Origin of the sequence: Azospirillum canadense (assembly GCF_025961225.1) — a bacterium.
GTDB lineage: Bacteria > Pseudomonadota > Alphaproteobacteria > Azospirillales > Azospirillaceae > Azospirillum > Azospirillum canadense.
In genome coordinates, this window is sequence record NZ_JAOQNG010000010.1 from 823,479 (window position 1) to 845,197 (window position 21,719).

Sequence of the window (21,719 nt, forward strand, 5' to 3'; positions counted from 1 at the left end):
GCCAAATCGCTGTGCTAGCGTGCACAAAATCTCATCATATCGACAATGTGCCCATCTCGTGGGCAGGTGCAAATGACCATTCAGATCGGCTCCATCACGCTTGAGGGTCCGGTGATCCTCGCCCCTATGTCCGGCGTGACGGATCTTCCCTTCCGTCGGCTCGTCAAGCGGGCCGGCTGCGGCCTCGTCGTGTCCGAGATGGTCGCCAGCCAGGCGATGATCCGCGAGAATCGGCAGACCCTGCGCATGGTGGAATGCGAGCCGGAGCAGTTTCCCATGGCAGTGCAGCTCGCCGGCTGCGAGCCAGAGGTGATGGCGGAGGCGGCCAAGCTGAACGAGGATCGCGGCGCTGCGGTCGTCGACATCAACTTCGGCTGCCCGGTGAAGAAGGTGGTGAACGGCCACGCCGGCTCCTCCCTGATGCGGGACGAGGCGCTCGCCGCGCGGATCCTGGAAGCGACCGTCAAGGCCGTGTCGATCCCGGTGACGCTGAAGATGCGCAAGGGCTGGGACGAGGACAGCCTGAACGCGCCGCGGCTGGCCCGCATCGCCGAGGAGTGCGGGATCAAGATGGTCACCGTGCACGGGCGCACCCGCAACCAGTTCTACAACGGCACCGCCGACTGGGCCTTCATCCGCAGGGTGAAGGAGGCCGTGTCGATCCCGGTGGTCGCCAACGGCGACATCGCCAGCTTCGACGACGTGGACCGGGCGCTTGCCGAATCCGGCGCCGACGGCGTGATGATCGGCCGCGGCAGCTACGGCCGCCCCTGGTTCCCCGCCCAGGTCATGCATTACCTGCGCACCGGGGAGCGCCTGCCCGATCCGCCGCTGTCCCAGCAGTTCGACACGCTGCTGGAGCATTACGACGCCATGCTGGAGCATTACGGCGTGGAGGGCGGCCTGCGTGTCGCCCGCAAGCATGTCTCCTGGTATTCCACGGGTCTGCGTGGGTCCAACGAATTCCGCCAGGAGGTCAACCGCATGTCCAACCCCGAGGCGGTGCGCGGATTCATCCGCGACTTCTACGCTCCGGCGATTGAAAGGATGGCCGCCTGATGGCCCGCAGTTCCGCCGCAACGCCGCTTCCCCGCCGCGCGCCGCGCGCCCAGGCACCATCCTGTCCCGCAACGGCCCGGCCCGGCCGCGGCATCGACCCGTCCGTGGTCGTGAACGCGCTGCCCGACCCGGTCCTCGTCGTCGACGGGTCCGGGGACATCCGCTGCGTGAACCTGGAGGCGCAGGAGTTCTTCGACCTGTCGGCCGCAATGATGGAAGGCATGCCGCTGGCTGACCTGTTGCCGCCCGACAGCCCGGTGATGGGGCTGATCGAGCAGGTGCAGCAGGGGCGCCGCCGCGTCTCGCAGGAAGGCGTCACCATCGACACGCCGCGCATCGGCCCCCACCACGTCACCGTCCGCGTGACCGCGCTGGGCGAGCCGAACGACCATGTGCTGGTAACGATCAACGAGCGCACGCTGGCGCGCAAAATCGACAACTCGCTGACCCACCGCAACGCGGCTCGCTCCGTGACGGCCATGGCCTCGATGCTGGCGCACGAGGTGAAGAACCCGCTGTCGGGCATCCGCGGCGCCGCCCAGCTGCTTGAGGAGAACTGCAGCGAGTCCGACCGCGTGCTGACCCGCCTTATCTGCGACGAGGCGGACCGCATCGTGGCGCTGGTCAACCGGATGGAGGTCTTCTCCGACCAGCGGCCGCTGGAGCGCGACGCGGTCAACATCCACACCGTGCTGGAGCATGTGCGCAAGGTCGCGCAGAGCGGCTTCGCGCGGAACATCCGCTTCGTCGAGCGGTACGACCCGTCGCTGCCGCCGGTCTATGGCAACCGCGACCAGCTCATCCAGATTTTCCTGAACCTGATTAAAAATGCGGCAGAAGCTGCCCCGGAACCAGGCGGCGAGATCATCCTCAGCACATCTTATCAGCACGGCGTGCGCATGGCCCTTCCGGGCGGCGACACGCGCCTGCACCTGCCGCTGCTGGTGTCCGTTCAGGATAATGGGGATGGCATACCCGAGGATTTGCGGTCAAACCTGTTCGACCCCTTTGTCACCACGAAGGTCAACGGGACTGGCCTCGGTCTTGCATTGGTAGCCAAAATCGTCGGCGATCACGGCGGTGTCATCGAGTTTGACAGCCAGCCGCGCCGAACCGTCTTCAAGGTCTCGCTACCCATGTACGATGAATCGCAGATTTCCAGCGATCCCGCTCCAGTCCGAGGCGTCCGGGGAGTCCGCGGATGAGTGCCGCGACCATCCTCGTCGCGGATGACGACCGCGCCATCCGTACCGTTCTCACGCAGGCCCTCGCCCGCCTCGGCCACGAGGTGCGCACCACCGGCAACGCCTCCACGCTTTGGCGCTGGGTGGCGGATGGGCAGGGCGACCTGATCATCACCGACGTGGTGATGCCGGACGAAAACGGACTCGACCTGATCCCGCGGATCAAGAAGATCCGGCCGGACCTGCGCGTCATCGTCATGAGCGCGCAGAACACGCTGATCACCGCCGTGAAGGCGGCGGAGCGCGGCGCGTTCGAGTACCTGCCCAAGCCCTTCGACCTGAAGGAACTGGTGTCGGTCGTCGAGCGCGCGCTGAACTCCAACACGCCGCCAGCGGCGCTGCCCGCCGATGCGGGCGAGTCGGACGAGCAGCTTCCCCTCATCGGCCGCTCGCCGGCCATGCAGGAGATCTATCGCGTCCTTGCCCGTTTGATGGGCACTGACTTGACCGTGACCATCACCGGCGAATCCGGCACCGGCAAGGAACTGGTGGCCCGCGCGCTGCACGACTACGGCAAGCGGCGCAACGGTCCCTTCGTCGCCATCAACATGGCGGCGATCCCGCGCGAGTTGATCGAGTCCGAGCTGTTCGGCCACGAGAAGGGTGCCTTCACCGGCGCCACAAACCGCTCCACCGGCCGGTTCGAGCAGGCGCAGGGCGGCACCCTGTTCCTGGACGAGATCGGCGACATGCCTCTGGAAGCGCAGACGCGCCTGCTGCGCGTGCTCCAGGAAGGGGAGTACACCACGGTCGGCGGGCGTACGCCCATCAAGACGGACGTACGCATCGTCGCGGCCACCCACCGCGACCTGCGCACGCTGATTCGCCAAGGCCTGTTCCGCGAGGACCTGTTCTACCGCCTGTGCGTCGTGCCCATCCGCCTGCCGCCGTTGCGCGAGCGTACGGAGGACGTGCCGCTGCTGGTCCGCCACTTCCTGAACCAGTGCTCGGCCCAGGGCCTGCCGGTGAAGAGCATCGACCAGCCCGCCATGGACCGGCTGAAGCGCTACCGCTGGCCGGGCAACGTGCGCGAGCTGGAAAACCTCGTCCGCCGCCTCGCCGCCCTGTACTCGCAGGAGGTCATCAGCCTCGACGTCATCGAGGCCGAACTGGCCGACGCCACTCCGGCCGCGCAGCCGGTGGAAGAGCCGCAGGGGGAGGGGCTGTCCTCCGCCGTGGAACGGCACCTGAAGGACTATTTCGCCGCCCACAAGGACGGGATGCCGTCGAACGGCCTCTATGACCGTGTGCTGCGCGAGGTGGAGCGCCCGCTGATTTCGCTCAGCCTGTCGGCGACGCGGGGCAACCAGATCAAGGCGGCGCAGTTGCTCGGCTTGAACCGCAACACGCTGCGCAAGAAAATCCGGGACCTCGACATCCAAGTGGTGCGTGGCCTGAAGTGAGCACCGCCGCGGCGTTACAGCCGTCCCACAGCGTGCCCTTTTTGTGACACGGGAGCCCGCGTTCAGCGGTGCTGCGGGCTCCCGGCAGGCTCCCGAGGGCCTATCCAAAAGGCCAAGGGGCTTGCGGCTTGGCAGCCCGGCAACAGATGGTGTATCATTCCGGCAACAATACAGCTGCCGGATTCATGTCTTTCACAACCTCCGAGAACGCCACGGCCTTGTGGCAGCAGTTCCTCCGCTGGGCGGCCCGCGTCGGGCTGGCCAAGCGGCTGGCTGCCGCGCTGTCCATCGCGGCCCTGCTGGCGGGCTTCGCGACCTACACCGCGCTGACCGAAAGTGCTCCCTTCGGGGAGACCAACCCGCGTACGGTCACGCTTCTGCTGACGCTCGACCTCGCGCTGCTCCTCTTGCTCGGCGTGCTGATCGCCCGGCGAATCGTCACGCTGTGGATCGGGCGGCGGCGCGGCTTGGCCGGGTCGCAGCTGCATGTCCGGCTGGTGGCGGCCTTCAGCCTGCTGGCGGTGCTGCCGGCCATCATCATGGCCGCCTTCGCCACAGTGTTCTTCTACGTCGGCGTCCAGTCCTGGTTCAGCGACCGGGTGCGCACGGCGGTCAATGAGTCGCTGGCCGTCGCCAGCGCTTACCTGCACGAGCACCAGCAGAACATCCGCGCCGACGCGCTCGCCATGGCGAACGACCTGAACCAGGAGGCGGCGCGGCTGGCCAGCGACCCCGATCGGTTCGAGCAGGTGGTCGCCACCCAGGCGATGCTGCGCGCGCTGTCGGAAGCCATCGTCTTCAACGGGACCACCGGCTCCATCCTCGCCCGCTCCGGCTACACCTTCGCGCTTGAGTTCGACCCGATTCCCGACGACAAGCTCCAGACCGCCCGGCGCGGCGAAGTGGCGATGATCGTCAGCGAGAACGACGACCGTGTCCGCGCGCTGGTGCGGCTCGACCGCTTCGCCGACACGTACCTCTACGTCGGCCGCATGGTGGAGCCGCGCGTCCTGTCGCACATGACCGCGGCGGAGGGTGCGGTGAAGGAATACGCGGCGCTGGAAAGCCAGCGCGGCAGCCTTCAGATCACCTTCACGCTTATCTTCCTGGTCGTGGCGCTCCTGTTGCTCCTGGCCGCCGTGTGGGCCGGCCTGATCTTCGCGACAAAGCTCGCCCGCCCCATCAGCGCGCTGATCGGCGCCGCGGAGCGGGTGCGCGCAGGCGACCTGACGGTGCGCGTGACCGAACCGCCGGCCGAGGACGAGCTGGGCCTGCTGTCGCGCGCCTTCAACCGCATGACCACCGAGATTGAAAGCCAGCGGCACGAACTGCTGTCCACGAACCGCCTGCTCGACGAGCGCCGCCGCTTCACCGAGGCGGTGCTGGGCGGCGTGTCGGCCGGCGTGATCGGCCTCGACGCCGAGGGGCGCATCAATCTGCCGAATTTCTCCGCCGCGCGCCTGCTGGGCGTTGACGACGCGGAAACGCTGATCGGCCGCAAGCTGGCCGACCTGTCGCCGGAGATGGGGGAGCTTCTCCACCACACGCCGACCCGCCCAGGGCGCGTCGTGCAGGACCAAATCCAAATCCGCCGCCCGGGCACCACGCCGCTGACCCTGCTCGTCCGCATTTCGGCGGAGGGACGCGGCGGCGGTGAGGTGCGCGGCTACGTGGTGACCTTCGACGACATCACCGAACTGGTCTCCGCGCAACGCAAGGCGGCCTGGGCCGACGTGGCGCGCCGCATCGCGCACGAGATCAAGAACCCGCTGACCCCGATCCAGCTGTCCGCCGAGCGGCTGCGCCGCAAGTACCTGAAGGAGATCACCACCGACACGGAGGTCTTCACCATGTGCACGGACACGATCGTCCGGCAGGTGGACGACATCCGCCGCATGGTGGACGAGTTCTCCGCCTTCGCGCGCATGCCGCAGCCGGTGATGAAGCCCTGCAACATCAACGACCTGGTCCGGCAGGCCGTGTTTCTGCAATCAAGCGCGCACACCGGCCGGATAAAGTTCGAGACGGCGTTGCCGCCCGGCCCGCTCTCCGTCCAGTGCGACAGCCGCCAACTCAGCCAGGCGCTGACCAACCTGTTGCAGAACGCCGCCGACGCCATCGAAGGGCGCTCCCCACCGGCGGACGGCGGGGAATTGCCGCCGGGTGCGGTGTCCATCCGCGTCACGGCGGGCGAGGAGCAGGTCGCGCTGGTGGTCGAGGACAACGGCAAGGGCCTGCCGGCCGACGAGCGGGACCGGCTGACCGAACCCTATGTCACCACGCGGGCCAAGGGCACCGGCCTGGGGCTCGCGATCGTCAAGAAGATCATGGAAGACCATGGCGGCGTGCTGACCCTGGAAGACCGCAATGGCGGTGGGGCACGCGTCAGCCTGATCATCCCGAACACGACACCGGCCGAGGCCACCGTCCACGGCGGAAGCGACACGCCGGCGGAGACCGGCGGAGAGAAGAGGCACGCAGCCCATGGCGCATGACATTCTGATCGTCGACGACGAAGCGGACATCCGGATGCTGATCGCCGGCATCCTGAACGACGAAGGCATGAAGACCCGCGAGGCCGGCGACGCCGATCAGGCGTTCGCGCAGGTCGCCGCCCGGCGCCCGAGCCTCGTGATCCTCGACATCTGGCTCCAGGGAAGCCGCCTCGACGGCTTGCAGATCCTGGAACAGCTGATGCGCGACCACCAGAATCTGCCGATCATCATGATCTCCGGCCACGGCAACATCGAGACCGCCGTGTCGGCGATCAAGATCGGGGCCTACGACTTCATCGAGAAGCCGTTCAAGGCCGACCGGCTGCTGCTGATGGTGGATCGCGCCATCGAGGCCGCCCGCCTGAAGCGCGAGAACGAGGAGCTGAAGCTGCGCGCCGGCGGCGAGGTCGAACTGATCGGCCGCTCCTCCGCCGTCAACCAAGTGCGCCAGAGCATCGACCGCGTCTCGCCCACCGGCAGCCGCGTGCTGATCACCGGCCCCGCCGGTTCCGGCAAGGAGGTGGTGGCGCGGCTGATCCACGCCCGCTCCCGCCGCAACGGCGGCCCCTTCGTGGGGCTGAACTGCGCCACCATGCGCCCCGACCGGCTGGAGATGGAGCTGTTCGGCACCGAGGCCGGCGTGGACGGCACCGGGCGCAAGATCGGCACCTTCGAGCAGGCCCATTCCGGCACGCTGCTGCTGGACGAGGTCGCCGACATGCCGCTGGAGACGCAGGGCAAGATCGTCCGCGCGCTCCAGGAGCAGGTGTTCGAGCGCGTGGGCGGCGGCCACCGGGTCGAGGTGGACGTGCGCGTCATCGCCACCTCCAACCGCGACCTCCAGGCGGAGATCGAGCAGGGGCGCTTCCGCCAGGACCTGTTCTACCGGCTCGCCGTGGTGCCGATCCGCGTGCCGTCCCTGGCGGAGCGGCGCGAGGACATCCCGCTGCTCGCCCGCCACTTCATGCAACGCTCGGCCGAGGCCGCCGGCCTGCCGCCGCGCGAGTTCGGCGAGGACGCCATGGCCGCCCTCCAGGCCTACGACTGGCCGGGCAACGTGCGCCAGCTGCGCAACGTGGTCGACTGGCTGCTGATCATGGCCCAGGGCGACCCGAAGGAGCCGATCCGCGCCGACCAGCTTCCGCCGGAAATCGGCGCCATCACGCCCACCGTCCTAAAGTGGGACAAGGGCGGCGAGATCATGGGCCTGCCGCTGCGCGAGGCGCGCGAAGTGTTCGAGCGCGAATACCTGCTGGCCCAGGTCACCCGCTTTGGCGGGAACATCTCCCGCACCGCCTCTTTCGTCGGCATGGAACGCTCCGCCCTGCACCGCAAGCTGAAGTCGCTCGGCGTGCATGGTAACGAGAAGGGCAAGATGTTCGTGGAGTGAGTGCCCGGCGGCGCGGGTTGGCCGGAGCAGGAGGTGGAGCCTCCGCCGCCCGCGGCCGTTCTGTCCCGCGAAGGCTGAGGGAACTTTCCCGCCTTGGTCAGGGTCGCGCTTGGTGATAGCCTCGGCGCTAAGTGTACGAAAATTGCGGGTAGGCCTGCATGGTTATGGCTGCGAATTGGCCTGAAATGGCTCGACTCTGATATGGCGCGATGGGCATACGTCAATGGCCGCTACCTGCCGCACGCGCAGGCGACGGTTCATGTGGAGGATCGCGGCTTTCAGTTCGCCGACGGCGTCTACGAGGTGGTGACCATCCTCGACGGGCACTTCGCCGACCTGAACGGCCATATGGAGCGGCTGGGGCGCAGCCTCGCCGAGCTGCGCATGGACTGGCCGGCGGCGCCACGCGTGGTGGAGCGGATCCTGCGGGAACTGGCGCGGCGGAACGGGCTGGTGAACGGCTCCATTTACCTTCAGATCACCCGCGGTGTGGCGCCGCGGGACTTCAAATTTCCCGCCAACACCAAGCCGACCCTGGTGATGACCGCCAAGCGTGTCGCTGCCTTCGCCAAGCCGGAGCAGCTGGAACAGGGCGTGGCGGTGGTCACGGTTCCCGACATCCGTTGGGGCCGGCGGGACATCAAGACGGTCGGACTTCTGGCGCCGGTGCTGGCGAAGCAGCAGGCCGCCGAGTCGGGCGCCTACGAGGCATGGTTGGTCGATACCGATGGCACGGTGACGGAGGGTAGCTCCTCCAACGCCTGGATCGTGACGCGGGGCGGAGTCCTGGTGACCCGGCCGCCGTCGCACACGATCCTGAACGGGATCACGCGGCTGTCGCTGCTGCGGCTGGCCACTGAACGCGGCATTCCCGTCGAGGAGCGGCCCTTCACGGTGGAGGAGGCCCTGTCGGCAGGGGAGGCATTCGTGTCGTCGGCCGGCACCTTCGCCCTGCCGGTGACACGCATCGATGGCCGTCCGGTGGGCGACGGAAAACCCGGCGCGGTCACCATGGCGCTGCGCCAAGCCTATCTGGTCTACGCGAAGGGGAGCACGGCGGGGTGAGCGACGTGGCGGACATCCTGGACACCCTTCCGGCCCTGCCGCGCGCGGTCCTGTATGACTGGGACAACACGCTGGTCGACAACTGGGGCACCGTGCGCGCCGCGCTGAACCACGCGCTGGTCAGCTTCGGCCACCCCCCTTGGAGCGAGGCAGAGGCGCGGGAGCGAATCAAGCAATCCATGCGCGACAGCTTTCCGCGCATCTTCGGGGAGCGCTGGACCGAGGCGCGCGACCAATTCTACGCCTATTTCGAGGCCCACCACCTCGACCTTCTCCGCCCGCTGCCCGGCGCGGAATCGCTGCTGCGCGGCTTTGCCGAGCGCGGCATCTACCAGGCGGTGGTGTCCAACAAGACCGGCCGCTTCCTGCGGGCGGAGGCGGACAAGCTGGGCTGGACCGGTTATTTCGGCCGTCTGGTCGGCGCCCAGGACGCGGCCTTCGATAAACCACACGTGGCGCCGGTGCGGATGGCTCTGCAACCGGCGGGTGTCGAGCCGGGGCCGGATGTCTGGTTTATCGGCGACGCCGACATCGATATGGAATGTGCCCATGGCGCGGGAATTGTACCGGTGCTAATAGGATCGGGAGAGGGGAGCGGTTTCGGCCGTTTCCCGCCGACCCACCGGTACGACACATGCCATGCGCTGTGCGGCTTGGTGGGGCGTGGTCGTGACACCATATCGGTTGAACAGTAGTCGAGACGGTTGCAACGCACACCAAACCTATCGCTGCGGGGAGCGGGCTCTCTAACAAGGAGCCCCAAAAACACTGAAGAAGGGGGCGACATAAATGTCTGAAAAAAGCCAAAACGTGCAGGACGTGTTCCTCAATCATGTCCGCAAGAACAAGACTCCCGTGACCGTCTTTCTCGTGAACGGCGTTAAGCTTCAGGGGATCATCACCTGGTTCGACAATTTCTCTGTCCTGCTGCGGCGCGATGCGCATTCGCAGCTGGTCTACAAGCACGCGATCTCCACCGTGATGCCCGCGCATCCGATTCAACTCTTCGAGCCGCCCAAGGAAGGTGAAAGCGTCTGATCTTCCGACCAATGGCAACGGCCGGGCGCCCACCGCCTCCGGCCGCGCCATCGTGGTCCACCCCGTCCTCCGCAGCGAGACGGACGGGGCCTTGCGCCATCCCGAGTCCTGCCTGGACGAGGCGGTGGGCCTTGCGCTCGCAATCGATCTGGAGGTCGTGCACGCCGAATGCGCGCGGGTGAACCGCCCGCAGCCCTCGATCCTGCTGGGATCGGGGACGGTGGAGCATCTGGCCCAGGTCGTGGAGGAGCGTGATGCCACCCTCGTCATCCTGGACCATGCCCTCTCCCCCGTTCAGCAGCGCAACCTGGAAAGGGCGCTGAAGGCGAAGGTCATCGACCGCACAGGCCTGATCCTTGAGATCTTCGGCGCCCGCGCCCGCACGCGCGAAGGCATGCTTCAGGTCGAGTTGGCGTCGCTGACCTATCAGAAGTCGCGTCTGGTGCGGTCCTGGACCCACTTGGAACGGCAGCGGGGCGGCTTTGGCTTTCTCGGCGGTCCCGGCGAATCGCAGCTGGAAATGGACCGCCGCCTGATCGGCGACCGGATCGTCAAGATCAAGAAGGAACTGGAGGACGTTCGTCGCACCCGTGGCCTGCACCGCAAGGCGCGCGCCAAGGTGCCGTATCCGGTCGTGGCACTGGTCGGCTACACCAACGCCGGCAAGTCCACGCTGTTCAACCGGCTGGCCAACGCCGACGTCTTCGCCAAGGACCTGCTGTTCGCCACGCTCGATCCGACCATGCGGCAGGTGACCCTGCCGTCGGGCCGCAAGGTGATCCTGTCGGACACGGTCGGCTTCATCTCCGACCTTCCGCACGGCCTCGTCGCCGCCTTCCGCGCCACGCTGGAGGAGGTGGACGCCGCCGACATCATCCTGCACGTGCGCGACATCGCCCATGTCGACACCGACGCCCAGAAGGCCGACGTGCACGAGGTGATGCGGGACATGGGCATGGACCCGGACGAGGACGAGCGCGTCATCGAGGTGCTGAACAAGATCGACGTGCTCGACGCCGAGTCCCGCGACGCGGTCCTGGCTCAGACCAGCCGCAACCCGCGCGCCGTGGCCGTCTCCGCCCGGTCGGGCGAGGGCATCGAGGCGCTCGACCGCCTGCTGGACGAGCGGATGAACGCGCACCGCCGCGTGGTGGACCTGTCCATCGACCTCGGGGATGGTGCGGCACTGGCGTGGCTCTACGCCAAGGGGGAGGTGCTGGGGCGGCGGGACGACGACGCGCAGGCCCATCTGCACGTCGCCATCGACCCGGCGGATCTCGCCCGGTTCGAGAAGCGCTTCGCGGCTGATTGAACGTACACATATGACCTTGGGCAGCGGGTGCGGCGAGACGCCGCGCCCGCTCGGCCCTTCGTCAGGCCCCGAATGTCTTCACCGTCATAACTCGTAAGTAGTCTAGCGACTTTAGGGTGCGATCCCGACTTCTGGATGGGAGCGACGGCTTCCCCGGGAGGAGAACTGCCAATGCGATTGCAAACCGATCCGTTTCGCTTTTCGATCACCGCCTTCATGGCGGACCAGGTGAACCTGGTCGCGCGCCAGGAACGGTTGTCGCCGGGCGCCGCGGTGCTGCGCATTCAGGAACTGTCGCGCGACCCAGCGGGGCGCGCGCACCTGCTGGAGATCATCAGCGAGGCCGGCCGGCATGAAACCAATCCGGTGGAATCCCGGAAGATCGCCGCGGTGCGGTCCGAACTGGCCGCCTGGGCGCCGTCGGCGAACTCCGACAACGGGCGGCCGCACGCCTGATCCTTAGCGGATTGCGATCCGCTTTGGAACGTGACCGCGGTCCCGGCCGTTCATGCGGCCGTAGCCCGGCCGGCAAGTGAGGCCATTTGAAGCTAAAGCGAACCGCAGTTCGCTTTAGCGTTTCCGGATCGGCATCGCAGGATTTGTTCATGGCGGTAATAGGGGCGGGGCGCCATAATGGCGCGCCCGCCCGTTTCACGTTCCGACCGCCGGAGTCCCGTGCGTCTTCTCCTCGCCCTCCTGCCAGCCCTTTTGCCTGCGGTGTTCCTGGCTTCCGCCGCCGTTGCAGCGGCCGACCCCGTGCTTCCGCCGGGCTATGTCGAGGAGCCGGAGGTTCCGCCCGAAGATCCGCTCCCGCCGACGCCGGAGGATTTCGCGCCGGCCCCGGTCGGGCCGGTGGTGACCGCGCCGGATGCGCGGGAATTGCTGAAGGAGTGCAAGGAGGCGAGCTTCACCGACTGTTTCCGCCTGTGGCGCCCGCCGCCACCTCCACCGGAGGAGGAAACCAAGGAGGCGCGGCAGTCGCCGCTGCCCTTCGACGTGAAGATCCCGCCGCGCAAGCCGGAGCCGGGCCCGCTCGTCGGGACACCGCCGACTCCGAACCCGGCCGCCGACCAAGCGACCTACGAGTCGCTGGTCAGGGCGCTGAAGGAAACCGGATTGGAAGGCAAGGTGTTGATCCCGGAGCCGCCGAAGGACGGCAGCACCATCCTCGAACTCGACCCGAAACAAAAGACGGCACCGAAAAAGTGACGATCCAATCGAATCCCGGCCCATTCCCGGAATTTCAAATGCCGGATGTGGACCGCGTCTCCGCCCTGATCCGCGACGTGGCCGAAACCGAGATCCTGCCTTATTTCCGCGACTTGGCGAACGCCGGCATCCGCGAGAAGACCGGCCCCGCCGATCTGGTGACCCTGGCCGACGAGGCCGCGGAGCGCGCCCTGACGCCGCGCCTGATGGACTTGCTGCCGGGCAGCACCGTGGTCGGCGAGGAGGCGGTCTCCGCCGACAAGACGCTGCTGGACCGCCTGCACGGCGACGCGCCTGTGTGGATCATCGACCCGATCGACGGGACGATCAACTTCGCCAACGGCCGCCCGCTGTTCGCGGTGATCGTCGCGCTCGCCCGCGCCGGCGAGACGCTGGCCGGCTGGATTTACGACCCGTGCGACGGCCGCCTGGCCACCGCGGTGAAAGGGCAGGGGACGTTCCTGAACGGCAAGCGCGTGCATGTCGCGCCGGCCGTTCCCCTGCCGGAGATGGTCGGCGCGCTGTCCACGCGGTTCTGCGAGGAGTCCCTGGGGCGACAACTGGACGAGCGCGGCATGGCGCTCGGCCCGCGCGCCTGCCTGTCCAGCGCCGCGCAAGAATACCTGCGGCTGCTGGAGGGCAGGGCGCATTACTCGCTCTACCACCGCTTGATGCCGTGGGACCACGCCGCGGGCGTGCTGCTCCACGCGGAAGCGGGTGGTTACAGCGCCCTGTTCGACGGTTCGCCGTATCGGCCGACCGTGCTCGGCGGAGGCGTCATGATGGCCCCCGACCGCGACAGCTGGCAAGCGCTGCACCGGCAGTTGTTCGGGTGACCGGTGCTGGGCCGCGAGGGCGGTCTTACGACCGCTCCTCGCGCTTGGCCTGCTGCCAAAAGGCTTCCATCTCATCAAGCGTCGCATCCTGCGGCTTGCGGCCCTGATCGGCCAGCAGTGCCTCGATGCGGTGGAAGCGGCGCTCGAACTTGGCGTTGGTGCCGCGCAGCGCCGATTCCGGCTCCACCTTCAGGCGGCGGGCGAGATTGACCAGCGCGAACAGCAGGTCGCCCAGTTCGTCGGCCACCCGCTCCTGGGCGCTGCCGGCGTCCATCTCGGCGCGGAGTTCCTGGACCTCCTCCTCGATCTTGTCGAGGATGTCGCGGGCGTCGGTCCAGTCGAAGCCGACACGGGCGGCGCGGTTCTGGAGCTTCAGCGCGCGGGTCAGAGCGGGCAGGCCGGCGATGACGCCCTCCAGGGCGGACGGAACACGGCCTTCCTCGGCGGCTTTGGCGGCGCGCTCCGCGGCCTTGTGCTCCTCCCAGCGGGAGGTCTGCATGTCCGCGGTGTTGACCTCGTCGGCGCCGAAGACGTGCGGATGGCGGCGGATCATCTTGTCGGCGATGACGCCCGCGACCTCCTCGAAGTCGAACAGGCCTTCCTCGCGCGCCATCTGGCTGTAGTAGACGACCTGGAACAGCAGGTCGCCCAATTCCTCGCGCAAAGCGGCCTTGTCATTCTTTTCGATGGCGTCGGCGACCTCATAGGCTTCTTCGATCGTGTGGGGCGCGATCGTCGCGTAGGTCTGTTCCAGGTCCCACGGGCAGCCGCCGTTGGGATCGCGCAGGCGGGCCATGATGTCGAGAAGACGGTCGATGTTGCGGGCCATGGTCTCTCGTCTGGGGCGGGGAAAAGGAAATGGGGTCCGGCTGACCTTATCCGACCGCCAACACGGAGGAAAGCCACCCCGCCCCGATGGGCGGCGTAAATCATATAAGCGCTATTATGGAAAATTCTGTGCGGACTGTGTGCGGGGAGGGCGCACGCCAGACTTCGGCCGCTTCAACGCCTCCGCCTGGATGACCGCCGGTCCGGGATCGTCAAGCAGCTGCGCGTTCGGCGGACGGGCCTTGCGCCGTTGCGGCGGGACCACGCTGCCGACCGGGATGACCTCGTCGTGGGTTCGCGCGAAGGCGTTGCCGCACTGCCCGTTCTTTTGGGCGTCCGCGACTTCCTGGTCGCTGAGCTGCCAGCAATCCACAGTCTTCACCGCACAGGCCGATGACGCCAGAAGTGCGATCAACGGCAGCACGCGCTTCAGCGCATTCGCCCCCATGCTCCAACGCTCCGATGGCCTTAAGGCAGCGGCTTTCACCGTACTCTATACAGCCCTTGGCGCAACACTGTTCCGGCGGTAAGCCGGGCTGCCGTAGGGCCGTCGGCGGTAGCTCGTCCATCCCCGGGAACCGCGCACAACAGCCGAAAATTCAGCGAGCGGCGCTGGTTTCCAGCAAAGCCAGCAAGGCTGCGAGCAGGTCCGCCGGCCGCGGTGGACAGCCGGGAATGTGCAGATCCACCGGCAAGACCTCGTTGACCGGGCCGACGCAGGCGTATCCGTCCCGAAACAACCCACCACTCACCGCACAGTCTCCGCAGGCGACGACCCATTTCGGGTCCGGTGTCGCGTCCCAGCTGCGGACCAGCGCTTCGCGCATGTTGCGGGCGACCGGACCGGTGACCAGCAGCACGTCCGCGTGGCGCGGCGACGCGACGAAGCGGATGCCGAACCGCTCCAGGTCGTAGATCGGGTTGTTCAGCGCGTGGATTTCCAGCTCACAGCCGTTGCAGGACCCCGCGTCGACCTCGCGGATCGACAGGCTGCGTCCCAGCCGCGCCTTGGCCGCCTTTTCCAGCTTGCCGGCCAGTTCGGCCAGTGCCGGATCGGATGGGCTCGGACCGGCCTCGGTGACGGGGCCGCCGGTCAGGGACTTGAGGATATGCTTGAACACCGCCCCCCCTTTACAGGTCGTGCCCGGCGTAGGAACAGTTGAAGGATTTGTTGCACAGCGGGAAGTCCGCGACGATGTTGCCTTCGATGGCGGCCTCCAGCAGCGGCCACTGGAACCAGGACGGGTCCCGCGGGTGGCAGCGCCCAATGGTCCCGTCGGCCTCGACCCGCACCCAGGTCAGGATGTCGCCACGGAACGATTCCACCAGGGAAAGGCCTTCGCGGGTCCCTGCCCCGCCCTGCCCGGCTTCAAGCGGCACCAAGGGCAAAGGCGTCGTCCCGTCCAGGCCGCGCGGCAGGCCGGGCATCCGCCGGGCGATCTGCTCGATCAAGGCGATCGACTGTTCCACCTCGCGAATGCGGATCCAGACCCGGGCGTTGACGTCGCACTCGGTCAGGACCGGCACCTCGAACTCCAGGTCGTCGTACGGTGCGTAGCCGGGATTGCGGCGCGCGTCCAGCCCGCGGCCAGAGGCCCGACCGACCGGTCCGCTCGCACCAAAGCGGTTGACCAGCCCCGTGGAAACGATGCCGGTGCCCACCGTGCGGTCCTGCAGGGACGCCTTGCCGTCGTAGATGGTCACCAGCGGCGGAAAGCGCCGGCGCAGTTCCGCGCAGAGGTCGAGCAGCAGGGCCGGCCCGCGCTCCGGCAGATCCGCCGCAACGCCGCCGGGCACCACCCGATCCATCATCAGCCGGTGGCCGAAGCAAAGGTCGGCCGCGCGCAGCACGGCTTCGCGCAGCTGGCTCATCTCCGCGAGCATGAAGGCGAAGGCGGCGTCATTGCAGATGGCGCCGATATCGCCCAGGTGGTTGGCGACGCGCTCCAGCTCCGCCATCAGCGCGCGCAGCCAGACGGCGCGCGGCGGCACCCGGAGGTCGACCGCCGCCTCCACCGCTCGTGCGAAGGCGAGGCTGTGCGCGACCGTGCTGTCGCCGGAGATGCGGGCGGCGAGACGCGCGGCCTCCGCCACAGGCTTGCCGCGCATCAGCCCCTCGATGCCGCGATGCACGTAGCCGAGCCGCTCCTCCAGCCGCACCACCGTCTCGCCGTTGGCGGTGAAGCGGAAATGCCCGGGCTCGATGATGCCCGCGTGGACGGGCCCGACCGGAATCTGGTGCAGCCCCTCTCCTTCCACAGGCAGGAACGTGTAAGGGCCCGGGTTCGGCGACGGCGCGCCCGGCCGGTCCGACAACGGACGGCGCACACCCCAGGCATCGTGGTCCAACCAGGGGCGCGGGTCGGTCGTCCGTTCCGCCGTTAGGCCGTAGAGGTCATGGGCCGCTCGTTCCAGCCGATTGGCGGAGGGGCGCACCGCGCTAAGGCTCGGGAAACGTCCCTGCGGGCACTCCAGGCTAACGACGGCGATGTCGCCGGACATATCCTCGCGCAGCGCGACGAAGACCTCCTTGGGCTCGCCCCACAGACCCAGAAGGCTCCAGGCGCTGCCCTCCATCTCCTCGATCAGGCTCAGCCAGCCCTCGCGGGTCACGCGGTACCGCGGCCAGGGGCGGTGGTCCGCCACAGGCGCGCCGCCGATGCGGTTCAGCAGGCCGAACAGGGGTTGTTCTCCGTACACGACGCCTCCCCTACCCCAGCAACGCCGCAACGGTCTGGAACCAGGCGACCAGCGGCCCCGGCAGCCACAGGCCTGCGACCAGCACCAAGGCCAGATGCGCGAACAGTGGCACCAGCGACCCTTGAATGGGCGCGTTTCCGCCTGCCCCGCCCAACGGCGCGCCGAAGCAGACCTGCTGCACGCGCAGGACCAGGGCACCGAAGGCGACCAGTATCCCGATGGCCAGCGGCACGGCCAGCAGCGGCTCCCGCGCGAAGGTGCTGGTCACCAGCAGGAACTCGCTCATGAAGATTCCGAAGGGCGGCAGGCCGGCGATGGCGACCACCCCGACCAGCAGGCCCCAGCCGAGCACCGGATGGCTGACGGTCAGCCCGGCGATCTTCTCCATCCGCTGCGTGCCCTTCACCTGTACGGCATGGCCGACGGCGTAGAAGATGGCCGACTTGGTCAGGCTGTGCATGGCCATGTGCAGCAGCCCCGCGAAGTTGGCAAGCGGCCCGCCCATGCCGAAGGCGAAGGTGATGATGCCCATGTGTTCGATGGAGCTGTAGGCGAAGAATCGCTTGATGTCCCGCCGCCGATACAGCATCAGCCCGGCCAGGAGCAGCGAGGCGAGCCCCATGGCGACCATCAGCGGCCCCGGCGCGATGGCGGCGCCGTTCGCGGCCAGCAGCATCTTGAAGCGCAGCACGGCGTAGAGCGCCACGTTCAGCAGCAGGCCGGACAGCACGGCGGAGATCGGCGTCGGCCCCTCCGCGTGGGCGTCGGGCAGCCAAGCGTGCAGCGGAGCCAACCCGACTTTGGTGCCGTAGCCGACCAGCAGGAAGACGAAGGCGAGGTTCAGGATCGCCGGGTTCACCTTGGCGACGTGGACCATCAGCTCCGTCCAGGTCATCGCGGCCATGCCCGGTCCCATCACCGGCTGGGCGGCGAGGTACATCAGGATGGTGCCGAACAGGGCGAGCGCGATGCCGACGCCGCAGAGGATGAAGTATTTCCACGCCGCCTCGATGCTGGCGGCGGTGCGGTAAAGGCTGACCATCAGCACGGTGGTCAACGTCGCCCCCTCCACCGCCACCCACATGACGCCCAGGTTGTTGGCGCTGAGCGCCAGCAGCATGGTGAACATGAAGGCCTGGTACATGGCGTGGTAGAAGCGCAGCTTCCCGGCGTCCAGCCTCCTGATTGCCACCTCGTGCCCGATGTAGCCGGCGGAGAAGACGCTGGTCGTCAGCCCGACGAAGGCGGTCAGCGCGATGAGATAGATGTTGAAGGCGTCGACCACGAACAGCGAACCGCTGGACGGCTCCAACCCGAACTGGACGAATGCCGCCAGCAGCGTGATGGCGGAGAACAGGATGTTCAGCTTTGCGGCCAGCCGGTAATCCGGCACCAGCGCCAGGATGACGGCCGACAGCAGCGGCGTCGCGACGATGACGGTGATGGCGCCCATCAGTCGCTTTCCCCCCGGAAGCTCTCGATCTTCTGCATGTCGAGCGTGTCGAACCGCTCCCGGATGTGGAAGAGGAAGATGCCGAAGATGATGAAGGCCACCATGACCGAGAAGGCGATCGACATCTCAACGACCAGCGGCATGCCGGCGACGCCGACCGCGGCCAGGATCAACCCGTTCTCGATGGACATGAAGCCCACCACTTGGCTTACCGCGTTGCGGCGCGAGATCATCATCAGCAGGCCGAGCAGGACCACCGACAGCGACAGCGCCAGATTCTCGCGGGTCAGCGCCGTGGCATCCTCCGTCACCGGCAGCACCAGCAGGATCGACAGGGTGACCAGCGACACGCCCGCCACCATGGTCAGGCCGATGCCCAGCGCCGGCTCGATCGTGCGCTGGATGTTCATCTTCAGGATGATCCGGTGCAGCGCGACCGGGATCACCACGGCCTTGAGCACCAGGGTCAGCAGTGCCGTGATGTAGAGGTGCGGCTCATCGTGCGAAAAGGCCTGCCACGCCGCAGTCGCGGCGAGCGCCAGTGCCTGCATGGTGAAGACGTGCAGCAGGGAGAAGAGCCGGCGCTGATAGAGCAGCGCAAAGCTCATCAGCAGCACCACGGCCCCCAGCATGTGCGCGGCATCGTAGCCGAGGTCGGTCATCACACCCCCCGCGACACGTAGAGGAAGATCGCGCCAAGCAGGCTCAGCAGCAGCGCGCCGCCCAGGAACTCTCCGACGCGGAACACACGCATCTTGGCGATGGAGGTCTCGAACAGGGCCAGCAGCGCGCCGCCAACGGCGAGCTTCAGCGCGAAGGCGACCAGGCCCCACAACACGGCGAACAGGCCGCCGCCGGCCGTCGCCATGCCCCACGGCGCGAAGATGCAGGCGATCAGCGCCATGTAGAGCAGCAGCTTCAGCATGCTCGCCGCCTCGACCAGCGCCAGGTGACGGCCGGAATATTCCAGCACCATCGCCTCGTGCACCATGGTCAGTTCCAGGTGCGTCGCGGGGTTGTCGATGGGGATGCGGGCGTTCTCGGCGATCGCCACCATGACCAGCGCGATCAGCGCGAGCGCCAGCGAGATGCGCAGCCCCACCGCGCCGGACATCATGAAGTCCGCGATCTCCGCCAGCGAGGTGGTCCGCACCAGGATCGAGACGGAGAAGACGATCATCAGCATGGCCGGCTCGGCAAGCGCCGCGATCATCATCTCCCGCGAGGAGCCGATGCCGCCGAAGCTCGTGCCCACGTCCATGCCGGCGAGCGCCAGGAAGAACCGAGCCGATCCCAGCAGGGCGATCAGCGCGATCAGGTCGGCCGTCGGGGCGAGCGCCAACTGCGTGGTGAAGCTCGGCACCAGCCCGGCGGCCAGCCAGATCGCCGTGAACATCAGGTAGGGCACAGCGCGGAACAGCCAGGAGGCGTTGCGGGCCAGCACCACCTCCTTGCACAGCAGGCGGCGCAGATCGCGGTAGGGCTGGAGCGGCGACGGCCCGCGCCGGCCGACCAGCCGCGCCTTCGCCAGCCGCACCCAGCCGGTCAGCAGCGGCGCCAACGCCAGCACCAGCAGCATCTGCACGACCTGATAGAGGCTGGCGAGCAGGAACGTCATCGTTGCGTCACCGCGACCATCACGAGGAGAACGACCAACGCTAGGAACATCAGCGTCAGGTAGCGGCGGATGGTCATGAACTGCAGCCGGCTCGCCCGCTCCGCCAGGCGGTCCACGGCCGTTGCGATGGGTGTGAACAGCAGGGCCCAAGCCGGGTCGGTCCAACGGACGGTCAGGCGCGCGGGGCGCGTGTCGCCGGGCTCCGGCATCTCCACCTGGTCGCGGGCGCGGAACACCGTGCTGCCGAAGGCGCGCCGGATCGGCTGGCCGAAGCTGGAGGCGGTGTACTGCGTCACCGCCGCGGGATCCGGCCCGTCGAAGCCGCAGCCCCAGGGGATCGACAGCCGCAGCCGGTCGCTGGCACGCCGGTGGATGACCAGGACCAGCAGGACCGACAGCAGCGCGATTACCGCCAGCATGATCAGCCCGTTGTAGGAGTTGCCGATGGCCGATGTCGGGGCAAGCCAGAACCAGGGCTGGTAGGCGCGGTCGTCGAAGGGACCGGCCTCCACCATCAGCCGCACCGCGGGCTCGAACAGGCGGATCAGCGGAGTCGGCAGCACGCCCAGCGCAACGCACAGCGCCGCCGGCACGGCCATGCCGAGGCGCATCCCCGTCCCGACCTCCGTCGCCTCAATCGCCGCGCGCGACCGCGGGCGGCCGAGGAAGGCGATGCCGTAGAATCGCACGAAGCAGGCGCCGGCGAGCGCGGTGGCGAGCGCCAGGGCGGCGCCGACCACGGCGATCTCGATTTTCAGCGACCATTCCGGCAGCGCCGGCCCGTTCAGGATGGCCTGGAACAGCAGCCACTCCCCAACGAAGCCGTTCAGCGGCGGCAGGGCCGAGATGGCCGCAGCGCCGACCAGCGCCAGCACGGCCGTGGTCGGCATCCGGTGGATCAGTCCGCCCAGCCGCCCCAGGTCCCGGCTGCCTGTCGCCGTCAGCACGGCGCCGGCGGTGAAGAACAGCAGGCTTTTGAACAGGGAGTGGTTGGCGACGTGCAGCAGCCCGGCCGTGAGCGCGAGGGCGGCGATGACCGGCGTGTGGCTCGCCTTGAACACCAGCGCGAGCCCCAGCGCGATGACGATGGCTCCGATGTTCTCCACCGTCGAATAGGCCAGCAGCCGCTTCACATCCTCCTGCATCAGGGCGTAGAGGACGCCCATCACCGCGGTCAGCGCGCCGAAGCCCAACATCACCGCGCCCCACCACCAGACGGGCTCGCCCAGCAGGTCGAACAGCACGCGGATCATCGCGTAGACCGCGACCTTGGTCATCACGCCGGACATCAGGGCCGACACGTGGCTCGGCGCGGCGGAATGGGCCAGCGGCAGCCAGACGTGCAGCGGCACCAATCCGGCCTTCGACCCGGCCCCTAGCAGCACCAGGACGACGCAGAAGGCGGCGGCGGACACGGACGGCGCGTGGGCGCGGATCGCGTCGAAGCTGTAATCCCCGTGCGCGGTCGCCAGAAGCCCGAAGGCCAGCAGCAGGCACGCGGTCCCGAAGCTCGCCATGATCAGGTAGAGGCGCGCGGCGCGCGGCGTCCCTTCCTCCCGGTGGGTCGACAGGACCAGCAGCCAGGAGGCCAGCGACATGGACTCCCACGACACCAGGAAGGCGAAGGCGTCGTCGGCGATCAACACCATGTTCATCGCCGCGAGGAACAGCGGGAACAGCGGCAAAACCGGTCCCGCGTGCGAATCGCGGTGCGCGCGCTCGTACCCCCAGCCGAACAGGCTGGCGGTGATGCCGCCGAAATTGACGATCAGCAGGAAGAAGGCGGACAGCGCGTCGGCGCGCAGATGCGTCCCGATCCACGGCAGGCCGATGGGGAGAACCCATCCCTCCGCCACGCCGCCTCCCCCCGCCAGGGTGGCCGCGGCCCACAGCACGACCACCGCGCAGGCTGCCGCCGATCCACCGTAGACGATCGCCGGCGCCGACGGCAGGCGCCGCGCCGCGACCCCGGTGGCCGCCATGACGAAGAGGAAGGCGATTGCCGAAACGACAAAGCCCAAGGGAGAGATTCCGACTGGATTAGACCCACAACAAGTAAGGATGTTTCC

General features: G+C 68.0%; 20 protein-coding genes. 12 read left to right on the plus strand and 8 right to left on the minus strand.

Annotated elements, in window-relative coordinates; translation table 11 throughout:
• Positions 1-72: 72 nt before the first annotated feature.
• The 12 genes from dusB (at position 73) to M2351_RS39565 (ending at position 13,051) form a co-directional block, all read left to right on the plus strand.
• The gene (dusB, locus tag M2351_RS39510) at positions 73-1,059 is read left to right on the plus strand and encodes a tRNA dihydrouridine synthase DusB (RefSeq protein WP_264661437.1); all 987 of its coding nucleotides are present in this window, start codon (positions 73-75) and stop codon (positions 1,057-1,059) included.
• Entirely contained in the window at positions 1,059-2,264 is a 1,206-nt protein-coding gene (locus M2351_RS39515; RefSeq protein ID WP_264661438.1) for a two-component system sensor histidine kinase NtrB, read from the plus strand. Before dusB ends, M2351_RS39515 begins: the two co-directional genes overlap by 1 nt.
• A complete protein-coding gene (ntrC, locus tag M2351_RS39520) occupies positions 2,261-3,706 on the plus strand; it encodes a nitrogen regulation protein NR(I) (protein WP_209762816.1) in 1,446 nt (481 codons plus the stop codon). The genes M2351_RS39515 and ntrC overlap by 4 nt, the downstream gene beginning before the upstream one ends.
• 185 nt (positions 3,707-3,891) lie before the next feature.
• On the plus strand, positions 3,892-6,201 hold the full coding sequence (locus M2351_RS39525) for a sensor histidine kinase NtrY-like (RefSeq protein ID WP_264661439.1): 2,310 nt from the start codon (positions 3,892-3,894) through the stop codon (positions 6,199-6,201).
• Complete coding sequence (ntrX, locus tag M2351_RS39530) at positions 6,191-7,591, plus strand: nitrogen assimilation response regulator NtrX (RefSeq protein WP_264661440.1); 1,401 nt, start codon at positions 6,191-6,193, stop codon at positions 7,589-7,591. The genes M2351_RS39525 and ntrX overlap by 11 nt, the downstream gene beginning before the upstream one ends.
• Before the next feature lie 201 nt (positions 7,592-7,792).
• On the plus strand, positions 7,793-8,656 hold the full coding sequence (locus M2351_RS39535) for a D-amino-acid transaminase (RefSeq protein WP_264661441.1): 864 nt from the start codon (positions 7,793-7,795) through the stop codon (positions 8,654-8,656).
• Positions 8,653-9,351 (plus strand): HAD family hydrolase, encoded by a 699-nt coding sequence (locus tag M2351_RS39540; protein ID WP_264661442.1) that lies wholly within the window; start codon positions 8,653-8,655, stop codon positions 9,349-9,351. Before M2351_RS39535 ends, M2351_RS39540 begins: the two co-directional genes overlap by 4 nt.
• Before the next feature lie 94 nt (positions 9,352-9,445).
• Positions 9,446-9,694, plus strand: coding sequence for an RNA chaperone Hfq (gene hfq, locus M2351_RS39545; RefSeq protein WP_012974114.1), 249 nt, complete (start codon positions 9,446-9,448; stop codon positions 9,692-9,694).
• A gap of 52 nt (positions 9,695-9,746) precedes the next feature.
• Positions 9,747-11,006, plus strand: coding sequence for a GTPase HflX (hflX, locus tag M2351_RS39550; RefSeq protein WP_264662429.1), 1,260 nt, complete (start codon positions 9,747-9,749; stop codon positions 11,004-11,006).
• Positions 11,007-11,177: 171 nt separating this feature from the next.
• Entirely contained in the window at positions 11,178-11,462 is a 285-nt protein-coding gene (locus M2351_RS39555; protein ID WP_264661443.1) for a hypothetical protein, read from the plus strand.
• A gap of 219 nt (positions 11,463-11,681) precedes the next feature.
• Positions 11,682-12,215, plus strand: coding sequence for a hypothetical protein (locus tag M2351_RS39560; protein ID WP_264661444.1), 534 nt, complete (start codon positions 11,682-11,684; stop codon positions 12,213-12,215).
• Positions 12,216-12,253: 38 nt separating this feature from the next.
• Positions 12,254-13,051 (plus strand): inositol monophosphatase family protein, encoded by a 798-nt coding sequence (locus M2351_RS39565; protein ID WP_264661445.1) that lies wholly within the window; start codon positions 12,254-12,256, stop codon positions 13,049-13,051.
• 25 nt (positions 13,052-13,076) lie between these two features.
• Here M2351_RS39565 and mazG read toward each other — a convergent pair whose 3' ends face one another.
• The 8 genes from mazG to hyfB all read right to left on the minus strand — a co-directional run bounded on the left by mazG (position 13,077) and on the right by hyfB (position 21,671).
• Positions 13,077-13,880 (minus strand): nucleoside triphosphate pyrophosphohydrolase, encoded by an 804-nt coding sequence (mazG, locus tag M2351_RS39570; RefSeq protein WP_264661446.1) that lies wholly within the window; start codon positions 13,878-13,880, stop codon positions 13,077-13,079.
• A 114-nt stretch (positions 13,881-13,994) separates the two neighbouring features.
• Complete coding sequence (locus tag M2351_RS39575) at positions 13,995-14,327, minus strand: hypothetical protein (protein WP_264661447.1); 333 nt, start codon at positions 14,325-14,327, stop codon at positions 13,995-13,997.
• Positions 14,328-14,478: 151 nt separating this feature from the next.
• Positions 14,479-15,000, minus strand: a complete 522-nt coding sequence (locus tag M2351_RS39580; protein WP_264661448.1) for an NADH-quinone oxidoreductase subunit B family protein — start codon at positions 14,998-15,000, stop codon at positions 14,479-14,481.
• 10 nt (positions 15,001-15,010) lie between these two features.
• Entirely contained in the window at positions 15,011-16,579 is a 1,569-nt protein-coding gene (locus M2351_RS39585) for a hydrogenase large subunit (RefSeq protein ID WP_264661449.1), read from the minus strand.
• A gap of 10 nt (positions 16,580-16,589) precedes the next feature.
• Entirely contained in the window at positions 16,590-18,032 is a 1,443-nt protein-coding gene (locus M2351_RS39590; RefSeq protein WP_264661450.1) for a hydrogenase 4 subunit F, read from the minus strand.
• On the minus strand, positions 18,032-18,694 hold the full coding sequence (locus M2351_RS39595) for a hydrogenase-4 component E (RefSeq protein ID WP_264661451.1): 663 nt from the start codon (positions 18,692-18,694) through the stop codon (positions 18,032-18,034). The genes M2351_RS39590 and M2351_RS39595 overlap by 1 nt, the downstream gene beginning before the upstream one ends.
• The gene (locus M2351_RS39600) at positions 18,694-19,650 is read right to left on the minus strand and encodes a respiratory chain complex I subunit 1 family protein (RefSeq protein WP_264661452.1); all 957 of its coding nucleotides are present in this window, start codon (positions 19,648-19,650) and stop codon (positions 18,694-18,696) included. The genes M2351_RS39595 and M2351_RS39600 overlap by 1 nt, the downstream gene beginning before the upstream one ends.
• The gene (gene hyfB, locus M2351_RS39605; protein ID WP_264661453.1) at positions 19,647-21,671 is read right to left on the minus strand and encodes a hydrogenase 4 subunit B; all 2,025 of its coding nucleotides are present in this window, start codon (positions 21,669-21,671) and stop codon (positions 19,647-19,649) included. Before hyfB ends, M2351_RS39600 begins: the two co-directional genes overlap by 4 nt.
• Positions 21,672-21,719 lie beyond the last annotated feature (48 nt).